General features: G+C 69.4%; 15 protein-coding genes. 2 read left to right on the top strand and 13 right to left on the bottom strand.

Annotation, left to right across the window (positions count from 1 at the left end; all coding sequences use genetic code 11):
* The 9 genes from K4G64_RS10255 to K4G64_RS10215 all read right to left on the bottom strand — a co-directional run.
* A partial coding sequence (locus K4G64_RS10255) for a PAS domain S-box protein (RefSeq protein ID WP_221755704.1) occupies positions 1 to 1,199 on the bottom strand: 1,199 nt, incomplete at its 3' end.
* A 501-nt stretch (positions 1,200 to 1,700) separates the two neighbouring features.
* Positions 1,701 to 3,800 carry an ATP-binding protein gene (locus K4G64_RS10250; RefSeq protein ID WP_221755703.1) on the bottom strand — a complete coding sequence of 700 codons (2,100 nt, stop codon included), beginning with the start codon at positions 3,798 to 3,800 and terminating at the stop codon, positions 1,701 to 1,703.
* The gene (locus K4G64_RS10245) at positions 3,797 to 5,284 is read right to left on the bottom strand and encodes a glycosyltransferase (RefSeq protein WP_221755702.1); all 1,488 of its coding nucleotides are present in this window, start codon (positions 5,282 to 5,284) and stop codon (positions 3,797 to 3,799) included. The genes K4G64_RS10250 and K4G64_RS10245 overlap by 4 nt, the downstream gene beginning before the upstream one ends.
* On the bottom strand, positions 5,281 to 6,381 hold the full coding sequence (locus K4G64_RS10240; protein WP_221755701.1) for a HEAT repeat domain-containing protein: 1,101 nt from the start codon (positions 6,379 to 6,381) through the stop codon (positions 5,281 to 5,283). Before K4G64_RS10240 ends, K4G64_RS10245 begins: the two co-directional genes overlap by 4 nt.
* Positions 6,378 to 6,752 carry a response regulator transcription factor gene (locus tag K4G64_RS10235; RefSeq protein WP_221755700.1) on the bottom strand — a complete coding sequence of 125 codons (375 nt, stop codon included), beginning with the start codon at positions 6,750 to 6,752 and terminating at the stop codon, positions 6,378 to 6,380. The genes K4G64_RS10240 and K4G64_RS10235 overlap by 4 nt, the downstream gene beginning before the upstream one ends.
* Positions 6,752 to 7,156, bottom strand: coding sequence for a two-component system response regulator (locus K4G64_RS10230; RefSeq protein WP_221755699.1), 405 nt, complete (start codon positions 7,154 to 7,156; stop codon positions 6,752 to 6,754). Before K4G64_RS10230 ends, K4G64_RS10235 begins: the two co-directional genes overlap by 1 nt.
* 206 nt (positions 7,157 to 7,362) lie before the next feature.
* Positions 7,363 to 8,157, bottom strand: coding sequence for a leucyl/phenylalanyl-tRNA--protein transferase (locus tag K4G64_RS10225; RefSeq protein ID WP_221755698.1), 795 nt, complete (start codon positions 8,155 to 8,157; stop codon positions 7,363 to 7,365).
* Positions 8,151 to 11,432: an amino acid adenylation domain-containing protein gene (locus K4G64_RS41015; RefSeq protein WP_221755697.1), complete on the bottom strand. Its 3,282-nt coding sequence runs from the start codon at positions 11,430 to 11,432 to the stop codon at positions 8,151 to 8,153. The genes K4G64_RS10225 and K4G64_RS41015 overlap by 7 nt, the downstream gene beginning before the upstream one ends.
* A 71-nt stretch (positions 11,433 to 11,503) precedes the next feature.
* Complete coding sequence (locus tag K4G64_RS10215; RefSeq protein WP_221755696.1) at positions 11,504 to 14,674, bottom strand: bifunctional diguanylate cyclase/phosphodiesterase; 3,171 nt, start codon at positions 14,672 to 14,674, stop codon at positions 11,504 to 11,506.
* 387 nt (positions 14,675 to 15,061) lie between these two features.
* Between K4G64_RS10215 and K4G64_RS10210 the strand changes: the two genes are divergently transcribed.
* Positions 15,062 to 15,523 carry a hypothetical protein gene (locus K4G64_RS10210; RefSeq protein ID WP_221755695.1) on the top strand — a complete coding sequence of 154 codons (462 nt, stop codon included), beginning with the start codon at positions 15,062 to 15,064 and terminating at the stop codon, positions 15,521 to 15,523.
* A gap of 39 nt (positions 15,524 to 15,562) precedes the next feature.
* On the opposite strand, the gene K4G64_RS10205 is transcribed toward K4G64_RS10210, so the two are convergent.
* The 3 genes from K4G64_RS10205 to K4G64_RS10195 all read right to left on the bottom strand — a co-directional run bounded on the left by K4G64_RS10205 (position 15,563) and on the right by K4G64_RS10195 (position 20,022).
* Complete coding sequence (locus K4G64_RS10205) at positions 15,563 to 16,984, bottom strand: DEAD/DEAH box helicase (protein ID WP_221755694.1); 1,422 nt, start codon at positions 16,982 to 16,984, stop codon at positions 15,563 to 15,565.
* A 202-nt stretch (positions 16,985 to 17,186) separates the two neighbouring features.
* A complete protein-coding gene (locus K4G64_RS10200; protein ID WP_221755713.1) occupies positions 17,187 to 18,488 on the bottom strand; it encodes an RICIN domain-containing protein in 1,302 nt (433 codons plus the stop codon).
* A gap of 103 nt (positions 18,489 to 18,591) precedes the next feature.
* Entirely contained in the window at positions 18,592 to 20,022 is a 1,431-nt protein-coding gene (locus K4G64_RS10195; protein ID WP_221755693.1) for an endo-1,4-beta-xylanase, read from the bottom strand.
* 410 nt (positions 20,023 to 20,432) lie between these two features.
* Here K4G64_RS10195 and K4G64_RS10190 point away from each other — a divergent pair, with 410 nt between their 5' ends.
* Entirely contained in the window at positions 20,433 to 21,875 is a 1,443-nt protein-coding gene (locus K4G64_RS10190) for a non-reducing end alpha-L-arabinofuranosidase family hydrolase (protein ID WP_221755692.1), read from the top strand.
* Between the two features lie 339 nt (positions 21,876 to 22,214).
* On the opposite strand, the gene K4G64_RS10185 is transcribed toward K4G64_RS10190, so the two are convergent.
* Entirely contained in the window at positions 22,215 to 22,466 is a 252-nt protein-coding gene (locus K4G64_RS10185) for a hypothetical protein (RefSeq protein WP_260460264.1), read from the bottom strand.
* Positions 22,467 to 22,569 lie beyond the last annotated feature (103 nt).

The raw sequence follows: 22,569 nt of genomic DNA, 5'->3' as shown, positions 1-22,569 counted from the left end.
ATCTGCCGCAGCCGGCCGGAATCCGCGAGAACCATCGCGGGCAGGTCGGGATGGCAGTCGCTGAGCAGTTCCAGGCCCTCGGCCTGCGGGGTCTGCGCCACCAGCGAGACGACCTCCTCCACCAGCACCTGCGGGCTGAAGGGGACCTCGTCCAGTTCGAGCTTGCCGGCCTCCAGCTTGGAGAAGTCGAGGATGTCGTTGATCAGCGTCAACAGTGCCGTGCCGGCGGCATGGATGCCCTCGGTGTACCGCCGCTGCTCGGCATCCTGTTCGGTGCCCAGCAGCAGCTCGCTCAGTCCGATGACGCCGTTCATGGGGGTGCGGATCTCGTGGCTCATGGAGGCCACGAACTGCGACTTCGCCTGGGACGCGGCGATCGCCTGGTCGCGGGCCTCCGCCACAGCGGCTTGCGCCTGCTTGCGCTCGCTGATGTCGCGGATGAAGGCGTTGAAGCAGCGCGCCTTCGCCGACTTCAGCCTCCACACCGCCAGTTCGACCGGTATCTCGTGACCGTCGTGATGACGGGCGGTGAGCTCAACCTGGCCGCCCAGCACATGGGACTCTCCGCCGGCCAGCACCCGTTGCAGACCGGCCCTGTGCGCGGCGTGGTACCGCTCAGGAATGATCGTCTCCGTCAGCGGACGGCCCATCGCCTCGTGGTGGGTGTAGCCGAACAGTTTCTCAGCGCTCAGATTCCAGTCGATGACCAGGCCGTCCTCGTCGATGGAGACGAAGGCGTCCCGGGCGGTCTCGATGACCGAACGTGCCTGATCCTGCAACAGCCGCAGCGCTTCCTCCCTGCGCCGCTGCCCCTCCGCCTCACGGATGAACCCGCGCACTTCGAGCGGCTCGCCTGCGGGGTCCCGCACCACCCAGCACGTCATCTCCGTCCACATCGGGTGGCTGTCGGCATGCCTCAGACGCAGGCAGACCGCCACCCGGCCGTCGCGGAGCAGATCGCGCTCGGCCCATTCGAATTCCTCCGCATCGGCCGGGTGGACCCAGGACTTCACCGAGGTCCCCACGATCTCCTCGGCCGCACGGCCCAGCAGTTCCTGCCCCGCGGCGGACACCTCCTGGTAGACGCCTTCCAACGTCCGGCGGAAGACCATGTCCGAGGAGTTCTTGAGCAGCAGCCGAAATCGCTCCTCGTCGTCCGCCGCATACTGCCTCGGCGTGGGTGTCGACTCCGGTTCCATCGTCCGCCTCCACATGTCAGGCGCGACCACGAGGCGTGGCCGGGACCACCGAACAGACCCGTCGCGACGGTTCCGGTGCGGCGCGTGCGATGACGGCGATCAAGCGATCCGCTCGTCGGACATATCAAGCAAAGAATGAACCATAGAAGATCGCAAATCGAGCAAGTGGAGGTTGAAAGGGTTACGGTCTGCCCTGCATTCGGGGTGCCCGGTCACCGGGCACCCACCTGCCTTCGCTTCCTTTGACGGCCTTCTGACGGCGCCTCAACCCTCGGATGCCAATTCGTCGTACCCTCGGCTGGGTGCCGGCCGACGACTTCGACCACGCCGGCCACAGCGATCCCCGTACCCTGCACGGCTGGACCAACTCCGTTCGGAGCGACTCACGTTCCGCTGCGGCACACGGCGCCCGCGGCCGCTTCGGCGTCGGCCGTGCGGGGACCGGACGGCGTACCGCCTCCAAGGCGGCACCTCCGAATTCTCGAGCTGCGGCAGCGCCGTTCAGGCGGAGCCCGCCGCACCGTTCGGGCCGGTGAGCGGCAGCCAGGTGGTGATCGTGGTACCCCGCCCCTCTTCGGAGCGCACCTGCGTTCGGCCGCCGTGGTTCGCCACGATCGTGTGCACGATGGTCAGCCCCAGGCCGGTTCCCGGGATGGCCTGCTCAGTGGCGTTGGAGGCGCGGAAGAACCGTTGGAAGAGCTTCTCCTGCTCGGCCGCGGGGATGCCGATGCCGGTGTCGCTCACGCTCAGGACCGCCTCCCCGTCCTGCGCGTCTGCTCGTACGCTGACCGTCCCGCCGCCGTGGGTGAACTTCACGGCGTTGGACAGCAGGTTCATCAGGACCCGGTCGAGTTGTTCGCCGTCCGCCTCCAGGACCAGTGGCTGCTCGGGGCAGCGCGTCTCCAGTCTGACCGAGGCGGCCTCGGCGGCCGGTTTGATCGCGTCGGTCGCCGAGACCACCAGCTGCCGCAGGTCGATCGGTGCCTTCCGGGAGGTGAACGCTCCCGACTCGATCCTGGAGAGCGTGAGCAGGTCCTCGATCAGTGCCCGCAACCGGTTGGCGTTGCGGTCGACGACGTCCAGCATGCGCAGCTGGGACGGGGAGAGCGGGTCGCCGTCCTCGTCCTTCAGCAGCTCGATGTACCCCATGATGCTGGTCAGCGGGGTGCGCAGCTCATGGGAGACGGTGGACAGGAAGTCACTCTTGGCCTTGTCCAGGGCGCGCAGCTTGTCCACCAGGCCTGACTCCTTCTCGTAGAGGAGGGCGGTGTGCAGCGCCCGGCCGATGCCGCCTGCCATGGACTCGGCGAATTCGACGTCCACCGGACGCCAGGGGCGGTCTGCGCTGGTTCGGGCCACGGACACGGCGCCGATCGGTTCCTCCCCCACCCCGATGGGGACGATCACGGCCGAGACCAGCCCGAGCGCCGCCGCGGCGGCGCGGTTCTCTGCCGGCATACCGGTCTTCCCGAAGGAGCCGGGGGCACCTGGTATGGGTCTGGTGTCCGACACGTACGGGGACAGGTCGGTGACCAGCCAGGGCGTTGCCCGCCGGTAGTGGTCGCGGACCACGTCGGCCGGGAGCGTCGGGATGCCCCTTCGCTCGTCGTCGGACAGCAGACCCCGCTCGGCGGACCACACCCGGGCCAGGGGAAATCCGGAGCCGCCGTCCTCGGCGAGCAGGATGAAGACGTAGTCTGCGGCGAGGACCTCGCCGATGCCGTTGCACGCCTCGTCGAGGACGTAGCCGACGTCGAGGCGGTCCCTGATCCGGATGCCGGTCTCCTTCGCGGCCGTCGACAGTCGCTGCCGTTCCTGCTCGACCGCGCGCAGCCGGTCCCTCTGGTCCGCCAGCAGGTTGACGGACCGCGCCACCGCACGCATCTCCTCCGGCCCCGTCACCTCGGCCCGGGCCGCGTGGTCTCCGGCGGTGAGCCGGCCGAGCGTCCGCTCGGTTTTCCGCAACGGTCCGGTCAGGGCGCGCGTGGTGCGCACCGACGTGTACACGGCCAGGGCGAGGGCCGCGACCAGTGCGGCACCGAACCCGGCGATGCCCGCCCGGATAGTGGTGTCGGCGCGGTCCTCCAGACGCTGCTCTTCTTCGCTCATCTGGTCGTCCAGGCGGGCGTTGGTCACCTCGAACGCGTCGAAGCGCCGAGAGGCCTCGCGGGTGAGCATGACGGCCCGCGCGCTTCCCGGAGTGCTCTTCGCCTGGTCGTCCGCAACGCGCAGATACGCCTCGATCTGCCGCTGCTGTGTCGTGCGATCGTCTTCGTCCAGGACCTCGTGCGCACGGACGTCGCCGCTGATCGACGCAATGCTCTCCCGGGCCGCACGGAAGTCGGCGAGCTCACTCTGGTCGCCCGTGACCAGGTAGCCCCGCATCGAACGCTGCGCGCTGATACAGGCGCTGAGCAGGCGCACGTTGTCCTCCTGGGCGGGGAGCACGCGGTCGATGATCCGGTCGCGCTGGCTTTCCAGCGCCAGCGCGCCGATCAGCGTGCTGGCCCCGCACAGGGCGATCAGCAGGGTCAGCAGTCCGAATGCGAGGACGAGCCGGTGCGCCACCCGGCCGGCGCCCCGTCCGGAGGTACGGCTCATGCACGATCACCTCCCTTCTCCCTGACCGGGCCGGGAGAGTCGAATCCGGCCCGGGTCATGGCACCCCACACCTGGGGAGATCTGCGCAACCCGTCCCACATGCCGCGCAACCGCCACCACGCTGTCAGCTGGCGGTATCCGATGTTCTCGGCCACCACCCCGACGAGGCCTCCCCAGACGTCCCGCCACCGCGTGAACCGGTGGAAGGCGTACTCCTCCACCGCGACCGACACCATGCCGACGACGACGGCGTAGATGTAGGTGACGACCAGGAAGCGCCACAGGAAGTCCACGTTCACCGCGCCCATCAGTACGCCCAGGGGCACGAGGACGAGCCCTGCGAGCTCCACCAGCGGGGCCAGCAGTTCGAAGACCACGTAGAAGGGCAGCGCCAGCAGGCCGATCCGGCCGTAGCGGGGGTTACCGATCATGCGGCGGTGCTTGAGCAGGATCTCCGTCAGGCCGCGGTGCCAGCGCCGTCGCTGGTGGGCGAGGACCTTCCGCTGCGAGGGCGCCTCGCTCCAGGAGATGGGCTCGGCCACGAAGACGATGCGGTAGTCGCGGCCCAGCTCGCGCATGTGCTTGTGAAGGCGGATGACCAGCTCGGCGTCCTCGCCGATGCAGTCGGGGTCCATCCCGCCGATCGCCACGACCGCGTCCTTGCGGAAGAGACCGAAGGCCCCTGCGATGATCAGCAGGCTGCCGAGCTTGGACCATCCGGTGCGGCCGAGCAGGAAGGCGCGAAGATACTCGACGACCTGAACGCGTCCGAGCAAGTCCGGGGGCACGCGCGCCTCGACCACCCGTCCCGCCACGACGGTGCAGCCGTTGGCGAGGCCGACCACGCCGCCGGAGGCGACCACCCGCTGCGGGTCGTCGCAGAACGGTTTGGCCACCGCGAGCAGCGCCTGGGAGTCGAGGATCGAGTCGGCGTCCACCATGCACACCAGCGGGTAGCGCGCCAGGTTGATCCCGACGTTGAGCGCGTCGGCCTTGCCACCGTTGTCCTTGCGGGCCACCACGAGGCGTACGGGACCGCCCCTGGGCAGATGGACGGAGGTGACCCTGCCGCGTACCGGGATGTCCTCGGGCACCACGTACTCCACCTCGGCGAGGTCGAAGGCTTCCCGGAGAGCTTCCAGCGTGCCGTCGGTGGAGCCGTCGTCGACGACGACGACCTCGAACTCCGGGTAGCGCAGCAGCAGCATGGCCCGGACCGCTTCGGCGATGCCGGCCGCTTCGTTGTGCGCGGGCATGATCACGGAAACGGGTGGGGTGAGGGGGCTGGTGGCGGCTTCGTCGTGGCCTGCGAAGGGAGCCCGCCGCAGCGTTCTGACGAACTCCCCGAGGGCGATGAGGATCAGCACCAGATAGCTGGTGTTGATGGCCAGGAAGTACACGATCACCACGCTGTCACACGCGGTGATCAGCGTGTGCAGCGCGCCCAGCAGCGACGCCCACGGTTCGCCGGCCGCCACGCTCACAGCGCCACCTCCGCGCGGACGTCGTGGCGTGCGGCCCCGACCGCCGATTCGGCGAGCACGGCTCTGGCCTGGGCGGCGGCCGGTCCGCTGGAACGTTCGTCGGCCGCCGCGTGCAGCTCGGCACGTCCTTCCGGGCCGAGCTGCAACAGCGCGCGAGCGGCGGTGGCGGCCACATGCCGGTCGGAATCGCCGAGCAGCTCCGCCAGCGGGCCCGTCGCGGCGACGGCTCCCAGAGTGCCGAGGGCTCCGGCGCCCACCATGCGCAGGGCGACCGGCTGACCGGGCCGGACGGCCGCCAGCAGCGGCTCCAGGCCCTCGGGCATGCCCAATCTGCCCAGCGCGCGTGCCGCTTTGACGCGCACCTCGATCTGGGGGTCCTCGCGCAGTGCACGGGCGATCTCGGACGTACGGGAAACCACGCCGGTCGCGCCGAGGACCTCGATGGCGACGGCCCTGGCGAGGGGTTGCGGATGTTCCAGCCCGGCGACCACATTCCGTTGGCCCTCGGGCCCCAAGGAGACCAGCGCCCTGATGACCGCGGCGGGCGGCACGGCCCGCGGTCCGTGGAGGGACTCCAGCAGGTACGGCACGGCTTCCGGGCCCCCGCACCGGCCCAGCGCCCGGGTGGCGGCCAGGCGCACCTCGGGGTCGTGGTCGGCCAGCAGACGGCACAGCGACGGGGCGGCGGGGCGGTGGCTGAGCTGACCGAGCACCTGCGCGGCACGCCCCCGCCGGGCCGCGCTGCGGCTCGACAGGGCGGCGACGGCGTCCACGGCGGCCCCGCGCAGCTCGTACAGGCGGATCAGCGCAGTGCGGGCCCCACCGGCGACCTTGCCCAGCAGCGCGGTAAGGGTCGGCTCCAGGGCGGCCCAGCTCCGTCTGTCGATTTCTGCCAGCCGGTTCAGCAACTCGGTCTGCTCATCCCCTTCGGCGCACAGAAGCTCCAGCAGGGAGCCGCGCACCGGTGCCGCGATCCGCTCGCGTCTGCGCTCCCGGTGACTGCGGACGAGACGGTTGCCGACGATCAGCAGGCCCAGCGCCAGGACGACGGCCAGCAGGATCAGCAGCGCGCCACGGACGATGCCGGCGGAAATCACCGTTCCACCCGGTTGAGCACCGCGGTGACCCTGCTGGAGAGCTCTCGCGGGCTGAACGGCTTGATGATGTAGTCGTCGGCTCCCGCCGCGAAGCCGACCTCGACGTCCGCTTCCTGGGACCGGGCGGTGATCATGATGACGGGGAGTGTCGCGGTCTGGGCCGTGGCGCGCAGCTCCCGGCACACGTCCAGACCCGACATGCCCGGCATCCGGATGTCGAGCAGTGCCAGGTCCACGGTGTTCTCCCGCGTTGCCCGGAGTGCGGCCATGCCGTCCTCCACGGCCGTGACCTGATGACCGCTCTGAGTCAGCTTGAACGCCACCAAATCCCGGATGTCCGCGTCGTCGTCAGCGATCAGGACATGAGCCATTACTCCTCCTGGGACTCCTGGGACTCCTGGGCCACAGAGCTCCGGTAGGAGTCAACGAGCCGCACCACGGCCGACTGCCGGAACGGCTTGGGCAGCACCTCGTCCGCGAGGCCGATCAGATCTTCCGGATCGAGCACCGAGGTGACCACGAGACGGCATCTCCTCGTCCGGTCGTCCGCCCGCAGCCTGCGGACGACCTCCCGTCCGTCGATGCCGGGCAGTATCACGTCGACGACCGCGATGTCCGGCGGGTCGGCGAAGGCGAGGCCGAGCCCCTCTTCCCCCGAGTGCGCGACGGCCACGGGGCATCCCCGCTCGCGGAAGTGGCGCTCCAGCAGAGCGCTCACATCCTGGTCGTCGTCGATGACGAGTACGCGAGGTGGGAACATCACCGGCCTGTTCACGAAGTCGGACTGTCAGTCACACATTAGAACCGTTAGTTAACCTTCACCACATATGACCCACTTGCCCCATTCGGGGCGCGGGAGGAAGGCAGGGCTGACCCGGCCCGAGGCCTACGCCGCGCCCGAGGGGCGCCTGACGCCCATCACCCGGAGCCGGTGGGCCCGGGGTCATGCATCCAGGGCGCCGGACAGCACGACGAACAAGGTCAGCGTGATCCCGCGGTCCTGGCGAGGCGGCGGGCGGGCAACGTGGCGGCGGGCATCGGGAGGCCGTCGGGCGCGGTGCGGCGAAGGCGTCGCACGTACTGATCTCGCGGCATGAGGATGCCGCCGAGATCGCGGACGTGCGGGCTGTCCCGCTGCGCGTCGAGCAACTCGCCGCCGGCCTGCGCGAAACGCGCGGCGAGGTCGCTCACCGCCACCTTCGAGGCGCCGGGACGCTGGAAGAACATCGAGTCCATGCTGAAGACCGATCCGACCCTGAGGCCGAAGACGCCACCGATCAGATCGCCGTCCTCCCACACCTCGACGCTGTGCGCATGACCCAGCTCGTGCAGGCGGACCAGGCTTGCGATCAGTTCTTCGGTGAGCCAGAGCGGGACTCGGTCGCCGCGGCATGCACGCACGACCCGCTCGAACCCCTGGTCCAGGCTGGTCGACCACGACAGCCCGTTGCGCAGCCGCCGGGCGAGGCTACGGCTGAGATGCGCGGCCGAAACGGGCAGGACCGGCCTGGGGTCGGGCGACCACCAGGAAACGGCAAAGGGATCAGCCGGCTCCTGTTCCCCCACGAGCGGGATGCGGCCCGCCTGCACCTGATCGGCGAAAACCACCTCATTGAGGGCACGGGCGTACTCGTCGGCTGCCGGGAACGGATAGACCCCGGCGCGGTACGCCGCCAGGAGCCCGGCGGGGCTGAGGTCGGCGGAGAAGGCCACCGGGCCGTCGGCGGGGGCTTCCAGCACGTCCAGCGCATCCCAGTCGGGGCACCGGGTCACCACCGTGCCGCTCCCTGCCCCCGGTCGGCCACCGGCCCTGCCTGCTCGGCCTGTTGCAGGAAGTCGATGAAGCGGTCCATCATCAGCGCGTCCACGGGCGGAACGCCGATCCCGGCATCCACCAGCGCCCGCTCCGCGTTGGTGCGGGTGAACTCCGGGAAAACCCCCTGGAAGTACATCTCGCTCACGGTGATGTCGGCGCCGTGGCACAGGTCGACGAAGAGCGGGACGAATGGTGTTATCGCGTCGGTGGGGTGTCCGGCCGCATACTTCACCAAAGCGGCGATCCACTCTGTGTACGGGATCTCACGGACCGGATACCCACATTGGCGCATGCGCTCGGCCAGTGAACCGAGCAGTGCGGGACGGGGGTTGGTGAGGTGATAGACCTCGCCGTGCGGGGGACGGCGGGTGGAGATGTGTCCGATCGCGCGGACGAGGCGATCGACCGGCAGGAAGTCCAGCGGCAACCGGACGTCTGGGCACAGACCGGTCCGCGCGATGAAGCTGATGAGGGCGGCCATCTCGCTGCTGGTGTTCATCACGCCGGTTCCACTGCTGCCCGCGATGTCCATCAGACGGTAGACGGCGACCGGCAATCCCGCGTCGGATGCCTTCTTCAGCAGCGTCTCGGCGACCCACTTGGTCTCCACGTATCCGACCGACAGATACTCCGGAAAGCCCAGCGGCGTGCTCTCGGTCACCTCGCGCACCCCGGCCGGTCCGAATCCGGCGAGCACCGCCATGCTGGAGGCGAAGTGGACGGGGACGGCCCTGCCTGCGGCGAGGCGGATGATCTCGTATGTTCCGTCGACGTTGACCGCGCGCAACTCGTGGTACGGGTAGATGAAGTTGACCTGTGCGCCGAAGTGGTAGACGGCGTCGATGGTCGATCCCAGCTCCTCGAACCGCCCGGGAGGCAGCCCCAGTCCGGGCTTGCCCAGGTCGCCCACGACCGGCTGCACGCGCGTGCTGGACAGATCCCTGAGGACGTACCGCTGGTGGCTCGCGCGGATCATCTCCATGCCGTGCTGCTCGTCCGAGGCCCTGACCAGGCAAAGGATCCGGCCCTTCGTGCTGCGCAGCAGTTCGTCGATCATGTGGGCGCCGCAGAATCCCGTCGCCCCGGTGAGAAGGACATCGCCGGGGCGGCGGGGATCCGGAGCCGGCCCGTCACGGCCCACCTCCGGAACGCGCCGATCGGTCTCCGAGGCGAAGTCGACGCTCAAACCGCCTGGGCGCGTCAGCGTGCCGGAGCGTGCCTGGCGCACGGATTCGGCGAACGCGGCGAGCATCGGCTGCCGCAGCAGTGAACGGGTCAGGTCGCGGATCTGTGTGACGCCGATGCCGAATACGACGCGGGTGCGGGCGAGCATCTCCATGGCCAGCAGCGAGTTGCCGCCCAGCTCGAAGAAGTCATCGTGCGGACGGACGTAGTCCACACCCAGGATCTGGCACCACAGCTGGGCCATCCCCTGCACCACCGGACGGTCGTCGGCGCCGTCCGTGGTCGGCGCAGCCGCGGATTTCGGTACGGCCTTGCGGTCGAGCTTTCCGCTGGGCGCGACGGGCAGCCGTTCCACCGCGTGGAAGGCCGCCGGGACCATGTAGCCCGGCAGGACCTCGCTGAGTGCCGACCTCAGGCGTGCGCGCTGCGCCGCCTCGCCGCCGGTCGGTGGCGAGTCGGGCGTGTAGTAGGCGACCAGGTCCCGGTCACCGTTGTCACGCGTCCGGGCCACCACCATCGCCTGGCCGATTTCCGGACGGGAGACGAGCGCGGCCTCGATCTCCGCCGGGTCGACCCGGAACCCGCGGATCTTCATCTGGTCGTCGGCCCTGCCCAGCACTTCCAGATTGCCGTCCGAGCGCCGGCGGCCCAGGTCCCCGGTGCGATACATACGGTCTCCCGGCACACAGCCGTGCGGATCGGGCAGGAACTGCCGTGCGGTCAGGGCGGGTTGTCGCCAGACGCCGCGCGCCAGCCCCTGCCCGCCGATGTAGATCTCACCGCGCTCGCCCGGCTGCACCGGGCGTAGGTCGGCGTCGAGCACATGGACGTGACTCCCCTCCAAGGGCCGGCCGACCGGGGCGACGGCGGTGTCCGGCGCGGCGAGCACTTCCTGATTCAGTTCGCAGAGCGTGGAGGTGATGGTGGTCTCGGTGAGCCCGTAGGCGTTGACGAGCCGTACGCCGGGGATCTTGCCCAAAACGGCGCGGCAGTCCTTCGCGGTGACGATCTCCCCGCCGACGATGGCGAGCCTCAGCGACGCGAGCATCTCACCGCGGTCCGCGACGGAGACGACCCGGTGCCAGTACGCGGGGGGCAGGTCGGCGACGGTGATCCCGTACTCGGGCAGGCGGCGCAGCAGGTCGGTGGGCGCCCACGTCGGGGTTCCCGCGAGGATGAGCGTCGCGCCGCTGATCAGCGTGGCGAAGATCTGCTCCAGTGAGGTGTCGAAGCCGAGCGCCGCGGCGTGCAGCACCCGGTCGGACGGCGTCAGATCGTAGGCCCGGACCACCGCCGTGAGGGAGTGGGCCAGCGATCGGTGGCTGATCATCACCCCCTTGGGCGGCCCGGTGGAACCGGAGGTGTAGATCACGTAGGCGAGGTCGTCCGGGCCGGGGCCGGCTGTCGGCCGCGACGCTTCCGACGGCGTCTGCGCAGCCGGTTCCCCGGCCGCCTCGGCGTGGACGATCCGTGCATCGCACCCGGCGAACATCGGGGCGTGCTCGCGGCTCGTGATGATGAGGCGTGAACCGGCCTCACCGACCAGTGCGACCATCCGCTGCGGCGGGGTCGCCGGGTCGAGCGGCAGAAACGCGCCACCGGCTCCCAGCACCGCCAGCAGGGCGATGATCAGCTCGGGCACGCGGTCCAGGCACACGGTGACGACGCACTCCGGGCCGACGTCCCACTCCCGCAAGCGGCCGGCAAGCCGGTCGGCGCGACCGCTCAGCTCGGCGTAGCTGAGCCGACCGTCGTCCGAGAGCACCGCGAGAGCGGACGGCTCACGGGTCGCTCGCTCCCGCACCAGCCCGGGCACGCTGCCCGGCCAGGACTCCGGTGGCCGCTCGGCGCGGGCACTCGCGGGCCGCATGTCGGCCCAAAGGCGCTCGACCAGAGCCTCGCACCACGTGTCGGACTCCGGTCCGCCGATCCGATGCCACCCGGCCGGAATCCGGCGGTCCGCGGGCCAGACCGCGTACTGCGCCTCGTCGTTGCGCAGTACGACGCACGGTGCAACCGACTCTGCCGTCCGAGGATCACGTTCCGTCACCTCGAGCCTCCTGCCACGCCCGGCTCCTGCGGAGCACTATCCGAACTCCTGGCGGGTAGGGGCCGCCGCCATCACTGCTTCCCTTCCGCCGGCCTCACCGGCAATTCGGCCAAACGGCCGAGCGGCGGTGCGAGGACCAGTTGCGCCGCCTCCTCGGCACTGACCGGTTCTGCGAAGAGATAGCCCTGCGCCAACCGGCAGCCCATGGAGATCAGCAACTCCTGCTGCATCACGTTCTCCACCCCCTCGGCGATGACCGTGAGGCCGAGCGTGTCAGCGAGATGTGCGATGCCCTCGACGAGCGCAAACTGTTCCGGCGACCGCCCGAGTTCGTCGACGAACGATTTGTCGATCTTGAGTATCGAGATGGGGAACTCACGCAGATAGCTCAACGACGAGTAGCCCGTTCCGAAATCGTCGATCGCAATACGAATGCCGAGCTCCGTGAGCGCATTCATCTCGCCCAGAATACGCTCGTCGTTGTACAACAGCACACTCTCGGTCAGTTCCAGTACGAGAGAGGTCGGTTCGATGCCGGAGAGATCCAGGGCGCGCCGGACCATGTTGTAGAAGTCGTCGTCCCGGAACTGTCGGGGTGACACATTCACGCTGATGTACGGCGGTTTAAGACCGGCCGTCCCGTCGCGCAGGACGGAGCTTTCCCAACGGACCGCCTCGGCCGCGGCCTGGTCAAGCACCCAGGCCCCCAGGGGGACGATCTGCCCGCTCTCCTCGGCCAGCGTGATGAACTGCTCCGGCATCACCATGCCGCGCGAGGAGTGGGGCCAGCGAACGAGCGCCTCGAAGCCGGCGACCTGACCACTGGCCAGCTCCACGATGGGCTGGTAAAGCACCAGGAACGACGTCTCGATCGACGAACTGTCCAGGGCCTCCTGCAGGTTGGCGCGCTCGGCCATGCCACTCTGCAGTTCCGGGTGGTAGCGGCGCCACTGGCGCTTGCCCGCCGTCTTCGCCGAGTACAGCGCGAGATCGGCGTGGGTCAGCAGTTCGACCGAGTCGATGCTGTCTTCCGTCGTCGCGACGCCGATGCTGGCGTACGTGCTCATCGGCCCCACACTGAGCCGGAACGGCTCGTCGAACACGCTCATCACGTGTTCGGTGAAGCGCTCCACGCCCTCTGTCCCGACGGAGCCCTCCACGAGCAGTGCGAATTCGTCACCACCGACGCGCGCGGCGGTGTCGGATGCACGGACGGTCGTCTGCAGCCGGAGTGACAGCGCGACCAGGAGTTCGTCGCCCACACCGTGGCCGTGCATGTCGTTGACGACCTTGAAATCGTCCACGTCGATGAAGAGCACGCCGACCACCGTGCCGTCGCGCTGAGCCTGTGTCAGGGCGTGGTTGACCCGGTCCTGGAAGAGCACGCGGTTGGCCAGATTGGTGAGCGAGTCATGGAACGCCTGGTGGGTGAGCTCGCGTTCGAGTTTGCGCTGTTCTGTCACGTCCCGCAGCGTGAGCACCACTCCACCGACGGTCGCCTCCTCCCGCAGGTCGCTCCACTTCAGTTCGACCTCGATGGACGACCGGTCGCCGCGGACCACGCGCCAGTGCTCGCGCCCGGTCTGCGGCTCGCCCCTGCGGATCCGGCCGAGCGTCTCGACCACCGCGCGACTGTCCTGCGGTGGCACCAGATCGACGAGGAGGGTGCCTTCCAGGTCCGGCAGACCGAGGACCGGGTCGGCGGAGGGGCTGGCGTAACGGACCCGGTCGTCCTCGTCGAGGATCAGGATGACATCCGAGGCGTTCTGCACCAGCGTGCGGAAGTACATCTCGCTGTTGCGCCGGTTGACCTCGTGGGCGAGAGTGACCCTTTGCGCGGCAAGTGCGGCCTGCGCGCCGAGAGTCACCAGCGTATCGCGGAGCACGAGCAGGTCGTGCTCCTCCCCCACCACGATCAGCACTCCGATCAGCGGGTCGCCCGAGGGATGCCCCTGCGCGGCGAGCCGGCAGACCAGCGCGTGGTCGTTGCGGGGAGGCTCCACCGTGAGGTGGTCGACAAGGACGGGCCCCACACCGTCGAGGGTCACCAGGCGGTTCTCGCCGGACGCGGTCAGTTCCCGTACGGCTGTGGTCGCCCGCGCGGCCAGGGGCCCCCGCAGGACGCTGTGGGCCCCGTTCACCCAGAGTGTGCTGTCAGGCAGGGTGAGCAGCGCGGAACGGGGCGGGCCGACCGACATCAGCTGCGTCACCGCGGAGTGGACTGCCGCGGCCACGTCCCGCAGCTCGCCCGCTCCGCCCAGCGACGACACCGCGTCGCGCAGCGCCTTCTCCCGGCCGACCGCCCGCCGGTGGGTCGCCACCACCCCCGCCAGGCGGTAGAGCACGAGGAGGAAGAGCACCGCGGAAAAGACCCCGATGACGCCGACGTTGGACCTCACGCCGCGCACCGCCTCCGTCAGAAGGATGGCGGGCGCGATGAGCGACGCCAGAGTGAGCAGGGCCAGCCGGCCCGTGCCGGTCTCGGCTCGCCACGGCAGCGGTTGAGTCAGCAAGCGCATGGACGGATCGAGCGCGGCAACCGCCCAGGCGCCGTACAGGACGGCCCAGCCGAGTTCGACCGCGCTACCCGTGCGCCACGTCCCGTTCAGCTGGATCAGACCGTACAGCACGTCAGCGGTGAGCAGGCCGACGGTTCCCATGGTGAGCAGCATGAGCGAGCGGCTCTTGCCGCCGCGGCCGACGAGCAGCCGCAGCAGCATCGCCAGGACGAGGATGTCGCCGAGCGGATAGGCGATGGCGAACGCCTTCTGCACCCAGGTGAGACCCTCGGCACGGGCGTACGGATCGATGAGAAAGAGCCACGACAGCAACGCCAGGCCGACGGTCAGCGTCAGCGCGTCGACGAGACTCGCCCGGTCGCGCCAACTCGTGCGCCAGTGCGCGAAGCCCAGCAGTCCCGCCGCATAGAGCGGATATGCCGCGAGATAGAAACCGTCAGCGATAGACGGGAACGGGATGTCTTCATTGAGTATCTGGATGAGAATGATCTGGGTTGCCTGGCCCGCGACGAAGGTAAAGTTTCCCGCGGCGAGCAGCAGCCAGGGGAGTCGATGCGCCGGATGGTTGATAAAGACACCAAGGACGATACCGATGACGCCGGCCGCTCCTATGGCCACGAACAGCAGCCGCTGCTCCGGGAATGCGTAGTAAAACGCTGTCAACACGACGATACATGAGCTGACGACGACGATCGCAGCCTGGCTTCGCAGTCGTGCGTTCATCCCAACTAACCTCCTGGGAGGACCACTTGGTGGGCGGGTCGAGCTGGGCGAACGACACCGGACGGCGACGGAGAGGCCTGTGGGCCGAGCTGATGAAAGATAATTCTCCGGGCCCCGGGCCGGGACTCGACCCTGATCGCCTGCGAACGCGATTCCGGTAAACATGGTCTCCGGTATACACGGTCACCGTTGTGCGGGCTCCTTCTGTACCGAGACATCGCCGTGCCCTCATTCAGCTTACCCGGATTGCCCTTTCTCGCACGCGAGCAGCGATATACCACGTCGGTTCGCGGAATACCACGACATGCGCGAAAATGTAGGGCGTCGAGACCGGGCCCGGTCCGGTCTCCACGACGATCGGCTCTCCTGGCAGAAGCGTGAAGGCCCGTGCTCATCGACTGCCGCAAAACCTGCTCTCCTTCTGGTATTTGGCGTCCCGCGAGCGGGCGGCGCGCCGGCACCTCGGTGCCGTCGATCGGCTCGGGCGCATCCGGCCGCAACGGCAGCGTGTGCGCCCAGAGCATCCCCATCAACACCGCCGCAGCCCGTAATCGCTACGGCGTGACGCGCGCCCGCGAGCCGTACGACGCCTTCAGCGACGCCGTCGAGGAGAGCACGCGGGCAGAATGGTTGGACGTCACCCTCCACCACGGCACCGCCTGGTTCCAGCCGTTCGGCGGCGCGTACTTCACCACCAAACACAAGCTGCGCAGAGCCGACGCAGACGGCAGCGGCACTGTGAGGGACCTGCCTCTCCCTTCTCGGGAGGCCCCCGCCCCGTTCAAGGACCACGCAACGGGCGGGTCGCCTGTCACCAACGTCCCGGGACAGCACACCTGGGGCAGGTGAAAGGCGTCGGAACCGGCCCGGCAGTTTCGAGCGCCGGGCTCAGCCACCGCGGCGCACCCGGGCCGCTCTGCGGGCCTCGGCGAGCTTGCGGGCCTCGCTACTCTTGCGGGACGACCTGCTGCCGGAGCCGCTCTTCGCGTCCTTGGTGCTGCCCAGGCCGCGGAACGGGGCGTTGTGGTTCTTGGGCCGGCTTGCCGCCGGGCCGCCGTCGAGCGGCTCTCCGGAGGGGGCCCTGGCGCCGGTGATCCGGCTGAGCTCCGCCTCCCCGGACCGTACCTTGGTGACCTTGGAAGTGACGTCGGCGTCCGCCATGACCTGGCTCGACTCGCGGCGCTGTCCCGGCAGGACGAGCGTCACGACGGTGCCGGAGCGGCCGGCCCGGGCGGTGCGGCCCGCGCGGTGCAGGTAGTCCTTCGGGTCGGTGGCCGGATCGACGTTGACCACGAGGTCGAGATCGTCGATGTGCAGGCCGCGTGCGGCGACGTTCGTCGCCACCAGCGAGGTGACCTGGCCGTTCTTGAACTGGGCCAGGGTCTTGGTGCGCTGCGGCTGGGACTTGCCGCTGTGCAGGGCGGCGGCGGCCACGCCGCTGGCCCGCAGGTGCCGCGTGAGCTGGTCGACGCCGTGCTTGGTGTCCAGGAACAGCAGGACGCGGCCGTCACGGGCGGCGATCTCCGTGGTCACGGCGTACCGGTCGGGGCCGTGCACGACGAAGACGTGGTGCTCGATGGCCGGGACCGCGCTGGACGAGGGGTCCACGGAGTGCACGACGGGGTCTCGGAGGTAGCTCCGCACCAGCTGGTCGACGTCACGGTCCAGGGTCGCCGAGAACAGCATCCGCTGGCCGTCGGGACGCACCTGGTCCAGGATCTCGGTGACCTGCGGCAGGAAGCCCATGTCACACATCTGGTCGGCCTCGTCCAGGACCGCGATGCGCACCCGCCCGAGCCGGCAGCCCTTGCGTTCCACGAGGTCGTGCAGGCGGCCGGGCGTGGCGACGACGATCTCGGCGCCGTCCCGCAGCGCGGCGGCCTGCCGTCCGATGGACACGCCGCCCACCACGGTCGCGAGCCGCAGCCGCAGGGCCTCGGCGTACGGGGTGAGCGCCTCACCGACCTGCTGCGCCAGCTCCCTGGTGGGCACGAGGACGAGCGCCAGCGGCTCCTTGGGCTGCGCGCGCCGCCCGGCCGTCCGGGCGAGCATCCCCAGGCCGAACGCGAGCGTCTTACCCGAGCCGGTGCGGCCCCGGCCCAGGACGTCCCGTCCCGCGAGCGCGTTCGGCAGCGCCGCCGCCTGGATGGGAAAGGGCACGCTCACACCGTGCTCGTCCAGCACCCTCAGAATGCCGGCCGGCAGCCCCAGCTGCGCGAAGGACGTCACCGTGGGCGGCGCCGAAGCATCGCCCGCCGCCTCGGTAACAGGGTCCTGCTGCCGGGCATCGACACGTGCTGATTCGCTCACTGGAAGCCTTCCTCGACGGGACCGTACCGAGGAAGGCGCGGCGGGGACGCGGCCACCGGCCAAGGCGCCGAACGGAGCACCGGCACAGCGACACAACAAAGAATCGACGGTAGCACGCGTCCGACGGGCGACGTCGCATCCGGGCCGTACACCGGCGGGGTGGAGCCAGGATCGTCCTGGCTCCACCCTGAGTGCGGGCCTGTCACTGGAACTGTGCGAAGAACCTCCAGATCTCTGCCTTGGTCCAGGTGGTGACGCCGCTTTCGTTGGGCGAGCCGTCGACCGGACCGGGTATGTGATCCCCGTCGAACGCGGACCATCGGACCGGGTAGCCGGCACGGCAGCCCGAGTAGGCGGTGGTGATGTGCGTTCGGCTGCCCCGCGCGGGTTCGCGAGGGCTCTGGGGGGTGCAGCCGTTGTTGCCGACGAACCTGTCGCGCAGGGACCGGCCCTGCGCGATGTTGAGGACGGAGTCACTGATGCCGTGGATCCCGAGGTAGGCGATGGGCTGGGTACCGCCGCTGCACCCGCTGATCTGAGCGCCGGATATGACCGCGACGGCCCTGAAGACGTTCGCCCGGCTGCAGGCGAGTGCGTAGCTCATCCCGCCGCCCCAGCTGAATCCGGTGGCGAAACGCTGTCCCGGATCGACGCAGAGGCCGCTCTCGATGCGCCGGATCATGTCGTCGACGAAGGTGACGTCCTCATCGCCCGTATTGGCCCAGCCGTTGCCGAGGCCCTGCGGGGCGACGAGGATCGCGGTGTTGTTCGACTGTTCCTGCTGGCCGTAGTAGGACCAGGCGGTTCCGCTGGTGCCGCCCGAGGCGACGTCGCCGGCGGTGCCGCCCCGCCAGTGGAACGCGAAGATCAACCGGTAGCGGTGGCTGTTGTCGTAGTTGGCCGGAACCCTGAGGATGAAGCTGCGGCTCTTGCCGCCGCTCTGAATCGTGTGCGTTCCGCTCGTCAGGGCCGGGGCGCTGCCGCACCCTCCGCCGCCACCGGACGACAGTTTGATCATCTGCCATTGCTGGTTGGCGCCGCCCCAGTCGGTGTACTGGACGACGTTGCCTCCGTCGGCCGTGGCGGCGCCCTGCACCTCCACGGCCTTGCTGCTGGCCCGGTTGATCAGCCGGACGTGGCCCGCGTCGGAGTCGGCCAGGCGGAACTGCTGGTTGGGCCCGTTGTGGTCGGCCCACTGCTGGATCGCGGCGCCGTCGGCGGTCGAGGCGCCGGACACGTCGAGCACCTTGCCCGAGTGCCGGGCCTTCAGCCGGTAGAAGCCGCCGCCGGAGTCCACGAACTGCCACTGCTGGCCGGCTCCGTCGTCGCGCGTGCGCTGGCTGACCCGCGCGCCGTCGGCGGTGGACGAGCCGGTGACCTCGAGCGCCTTGCCGCTGTTGCGGTTGACCAGGACGTACCAGGCTTGCGTGTCCACCGTCGCCGCCTCGGCGGGCGCCGGATGCACTGCAGTGAGCAGGCCGGCCGCGAGGCACGCGGCCACCACGGCGGCGACCCGGGACCACCAGCGGCCGTGTCGTCGTGGAGGGGCGGCGGTGGCCGCACCGTGGGGCTTCATCGATTCACCCTTTCGTCGGTGGCGGTTCCCATCAGGTGCGGGTCCAGCGCTGGTTGCCGCTGTTCGAGCAGGTGGAGATCTGGATCAGGGTGCCGTTGGCGGTGCCGCCCGCGACGGAGTCGAGGCAGAGGCCGGACTGGACGCCGACGATGGTTCCGTCGGAGTTGAGGCGCCACTTCTGGTTGTCGCCGCCCCAGCAGCTGTAGATCTGGACCTTGGTGCCGTTCCCGGTGCCGGCGGCGTCCAGGCACTTGTTGCCGTAGACCCTGAGCTCGCCGGCGTCGGTGTACGTCCACTGCTGGTTGGCGTTGCCGTGGCAGTCCCACAGCTGGAGCTGGGTGCCGTCGGCGGTGCCGGCGCCGGGCACGTCCACGCAGCGGCCCGAGGCGACGCCCTTGATCTGTCCGGAACCCGAAGGGGGCGTGGAGGTGCCGCCGTTGAGGGCGTTGAGGACGGCGGTGTAGGCGGGCTTCTTGCTGCCGTCGCCGTTGAACAGCAGCGGGGTCTGCTCCGACCGCCAGGAGTCGGTGTCGCGCACGCCCCAGACGGTGATGCCGAGGCAGCGCGGGACGGCCAGGCAGTCGTTGGTCACGCTGGCGTAGGTCGAGGCCGGGGCGCCCTGGATGTCGAGTTCGGTGATGGCCACGTCGACACCGAGGGCGGCGAAGTTCTGCAGCGTGGTGCGGAAGTTGCTGTTGTACGGGCTGCCGCTGTTGAAGTGCGACTGGAAGCCGACGCAGTCGATCGGCACACCGCGCTGCTTGAAGTCGCGGACCATGTTGTACATGGCCTGGGTCTTCGCCCAGGTCCAGTTCTCGACGTTGTAGTCGTTGTAGCAGAGCTTGGCGGCCGGGTCGGCGGCGCGGGCGGTGCGGAAGGCGACCTCGATCCAGTCGTTGCCGGTGCGCTGCAGGTTGGAGTCGCGCCGGGCTCCCGAACTGCCGTCGGCGAAGGCCTCGTTCACGACGTCCCACTGGGCGATCCGGCCCTTGTAGTGCGCCATGACGCCGTTGATGTGGTCGATCATCGCCTGGCGCAGGGTGCTGCCGCTGAGGCCCTGCATCCAGCCGGGCTGCTGGGAGTGCCAGGCCAGGGTGTGGCCGCGTACCTGCTTGCCGTTCTGCACGGCCCAGTTGAAGACGCGGTCGGCGGCGGCGAAGTTGAACTGGCCTCGCTGCGGTTCGGTGGCGTCGATCTTCATCTCGTTCTCGGCCGTCACCGAGTTGAACTCACGGTTCGCGATCGTCGTGTACGCCGAGTCGCCCAGTCTGCCCGAGGCGATGGCGGTGCCGAAGTAGCGGCCGCTCTGCGCCGCGGCGGCGCCGAGCGTGTTCTCGGCGGCGTGTGCGGCCGGTGGCGAGACCAGTGCGCCGGCCGCGCCGAGGACGCCGGCCAGCAGCGCCAGCAGCAGGCCGCGGATCCGCCGGCGGACAACCGGTCCGGGAAGGGCGTACAAGCCCATGACTGTGCCTCCAAGGTGGACATCACGCAAGGACTGAAGTGCACGGACGACACCCGGCCGGCCGCCTTGAATGACGCACGGCGGTCACCGGAACGTGACGGGGTGGCGCGCGCTTTCGGCGCACGGTTCGTGATATCGAACCGCGTCCGGGTTCACAGACAGGGATGTTGAGGTGTTGACGATGCATCGTCAACACTTCCGACAGGAGATGTTTCGATTCGATGCTCGAAACCTTTCGCGGCCCATGCCCGGGATCCACGCGCGGCACCTCCGTCCATGAGGCGCCTGAGGCGCTGTTTGTGGACAGATCGGCGACAGGCCTTGACCGGACGGCTCCGTATTCCTAGCTTGTGGCGGCACGGCTTCCGGGAATTCTTCGAAACATTCGAGATGATCAGGAGCGCCCTCTGATGCGTCCAAGACGCTTGTTCGCCGTACTCGCCCCCCTGTTGCTCGTGGCCGCCTTTCTCGGCGCCCAGCCCGCCGCCGCGGCGACCGTGGACCCCAATGCCTCGTACGTGCTGGTCAACCGCAACAGCGGCAAAGCGCTGGACGTCTACAACATGGCGACCAGCGACGGCGCCCGCATCACCCAGTGGACCAGGAACGATCAGAACCAGCAGCAGTGGCAGTTCCTCGATTCCGGCGACGGCTACTACCGCATCAAGTCCCGCCACTCGGGCAAGGTACTGGACGTCCTCAACCGGTCGACCGCGAACGGCGGCGCGATCGTGCAGTGGGCCGACCAGAACGGCACCAACCAGCAGTGGCGGCTGGCCGACAGCTCGGACGGCTATGTGAGGCTCATTTCGCGCCACAGCAACAAGGCCCTCGAAGTACAGGGTGCCGCCACCGCCGACAACGCCAACGTCGTGCAGTACGACGACTGGGGCGGCGCCAACCAGCAATGGCAGCTCGTCAAGGTCGGCGCCGGCAACCCCGGCTCGTGCGATCTCCCGTCGTCCTACCGCTGGACGTCGACGGGCGCGCTGGCGCAGCCCAAGCCGGGGTGGGTCTCGCTCAAGGACTTCACCGTCGTCCCCTACAACGGCAGGCAACTCGTCTATGCGACGACGCACGACACGGGGACGAAGTGGGGCTCGATGAATTTCAGCCCCTTCACCAACTGGTCGGACATGGCCTCGGCCGGACAGAACACGATGTCGGCCTCCACCGTCGCGCCCACGCTGTTCTACTTCGCGCCGAAGAACATCTGGGTGCTCGCCTACCAGTGGGGCGGGACCGCTTTCTCGTACCGGACGTCGAGCGACCCCACCAACCCCAATGGCTGGTCCTCCCCGCAGGTGCTCTTCTCCGGAAGCATCTCCGGCTCCGGGACGGGGCCCATCGACCAGACGCTCATCGCCGACGGGTCGAACATGTACCTGTTCTTCGCCGGTGACAACGGCAAGATCTACCGGGCCAGCATGCCCATCGGGAACTTCCCGGGCAGCTTCGGCTCGAACTCGACCGTGGTCATGAGCGATACGACGAACAATCTGTTCGAGGCCCCGCAGGTCTACAAGCTCCAGGGCCAGAACCGCTACCTCATGATCGTCGAGGCGATCGGCTCGCAGGGCCGCTACTTCCGCTCGTTCACGGCCACCAGCCTCAACGGCTCCTGGACGCCCCAGGCCGCGACCGAGTCCAATCCCTTCGCCGGCAAGGCCAACAGCGGCGCCACCTGGACCAACGACATCAGCCACGGCGAACTGATCCGCACCGGTCCCGATCAGACCATGACCGTCGACCCCTGCAACCTGCAGCTGCTCTACCAGGGGCGCAGCCCGAACTCCGGCGGCGACTACGGCCTGCTGCCCTACCGTCCGGGTCTGCTGACGCTGCGGCGCTGACGGTGTGAGGCGTCTGCGCGTCCTGTCTCAGCCCTGACCGAGGGCCCCGGGCCGTCCGGGGCCCTCGGTGCGTCCCCCGACCGCCTTCTCGGTGGCCGTACCTTCGATGTCCGACGGTGACGACGCCCTTCGTCCTGGCGCCGGTCCCCTGCTGAGGCATGGCTGATGACGGACAAGGCGGAACGGAAGGGACGAGCGGTCGGCGAGGTGGCGGCAAGTCCTTGCCGTGGGCCTGCCGTTGCACGCGGGGGAAGGGTGTGGCGAGAGTTTCGGCGACGCCCGGGACAGCGTCAATGGCTTTCGAACAATGTCCGACAGGTCGACGTGGGTAATGCTGCGTCAGCTCACGCCCCTCGTCGCCACCACGGCCCAGGTGCGGTGCGGGACTTGGACGACATCGCCGGGGAAGCGGCCACGCAGCATCCGGCCGAGGGCGTCGTCGAAGCGCTCCACCTCGTCCGGCGGGAGGCCGGCGCCGGCCCGGATCCGGCCCCGCCACGCCTCGGGCGGGTACGGCACGTCCAGGTCGAAGGAGAAGGGCCGCCGGGGCGCAGCAGCCGCCGTATCTCGGCCCCGGCCTTCGGCGCGCACGTCCTTGCCGGGGAAGGCGATGCCGTGCCAGTACAGGTGCGAGACGAGCTGCGGGGGGGGGGGAGCCGGCGCGGTGGCGGCCGTAGTCCTGCGCGGTGAGTCC

It is taken from the genome of Streptomyces sp. WAC04114 (genome assembly GCF_019733245.1).
Classification (GTDB): domain Bacteria; phylum Actinomycetota; class Actinomycetes; order Streptomycetales; family Streptomycetaceae; genus Streptomyces; species Streptomyces massasporeus_A.
Note: the sequence above shows the minus strand (reverse complement) of the source record. Positions and strands in the feature narration are given on the sequence as shown.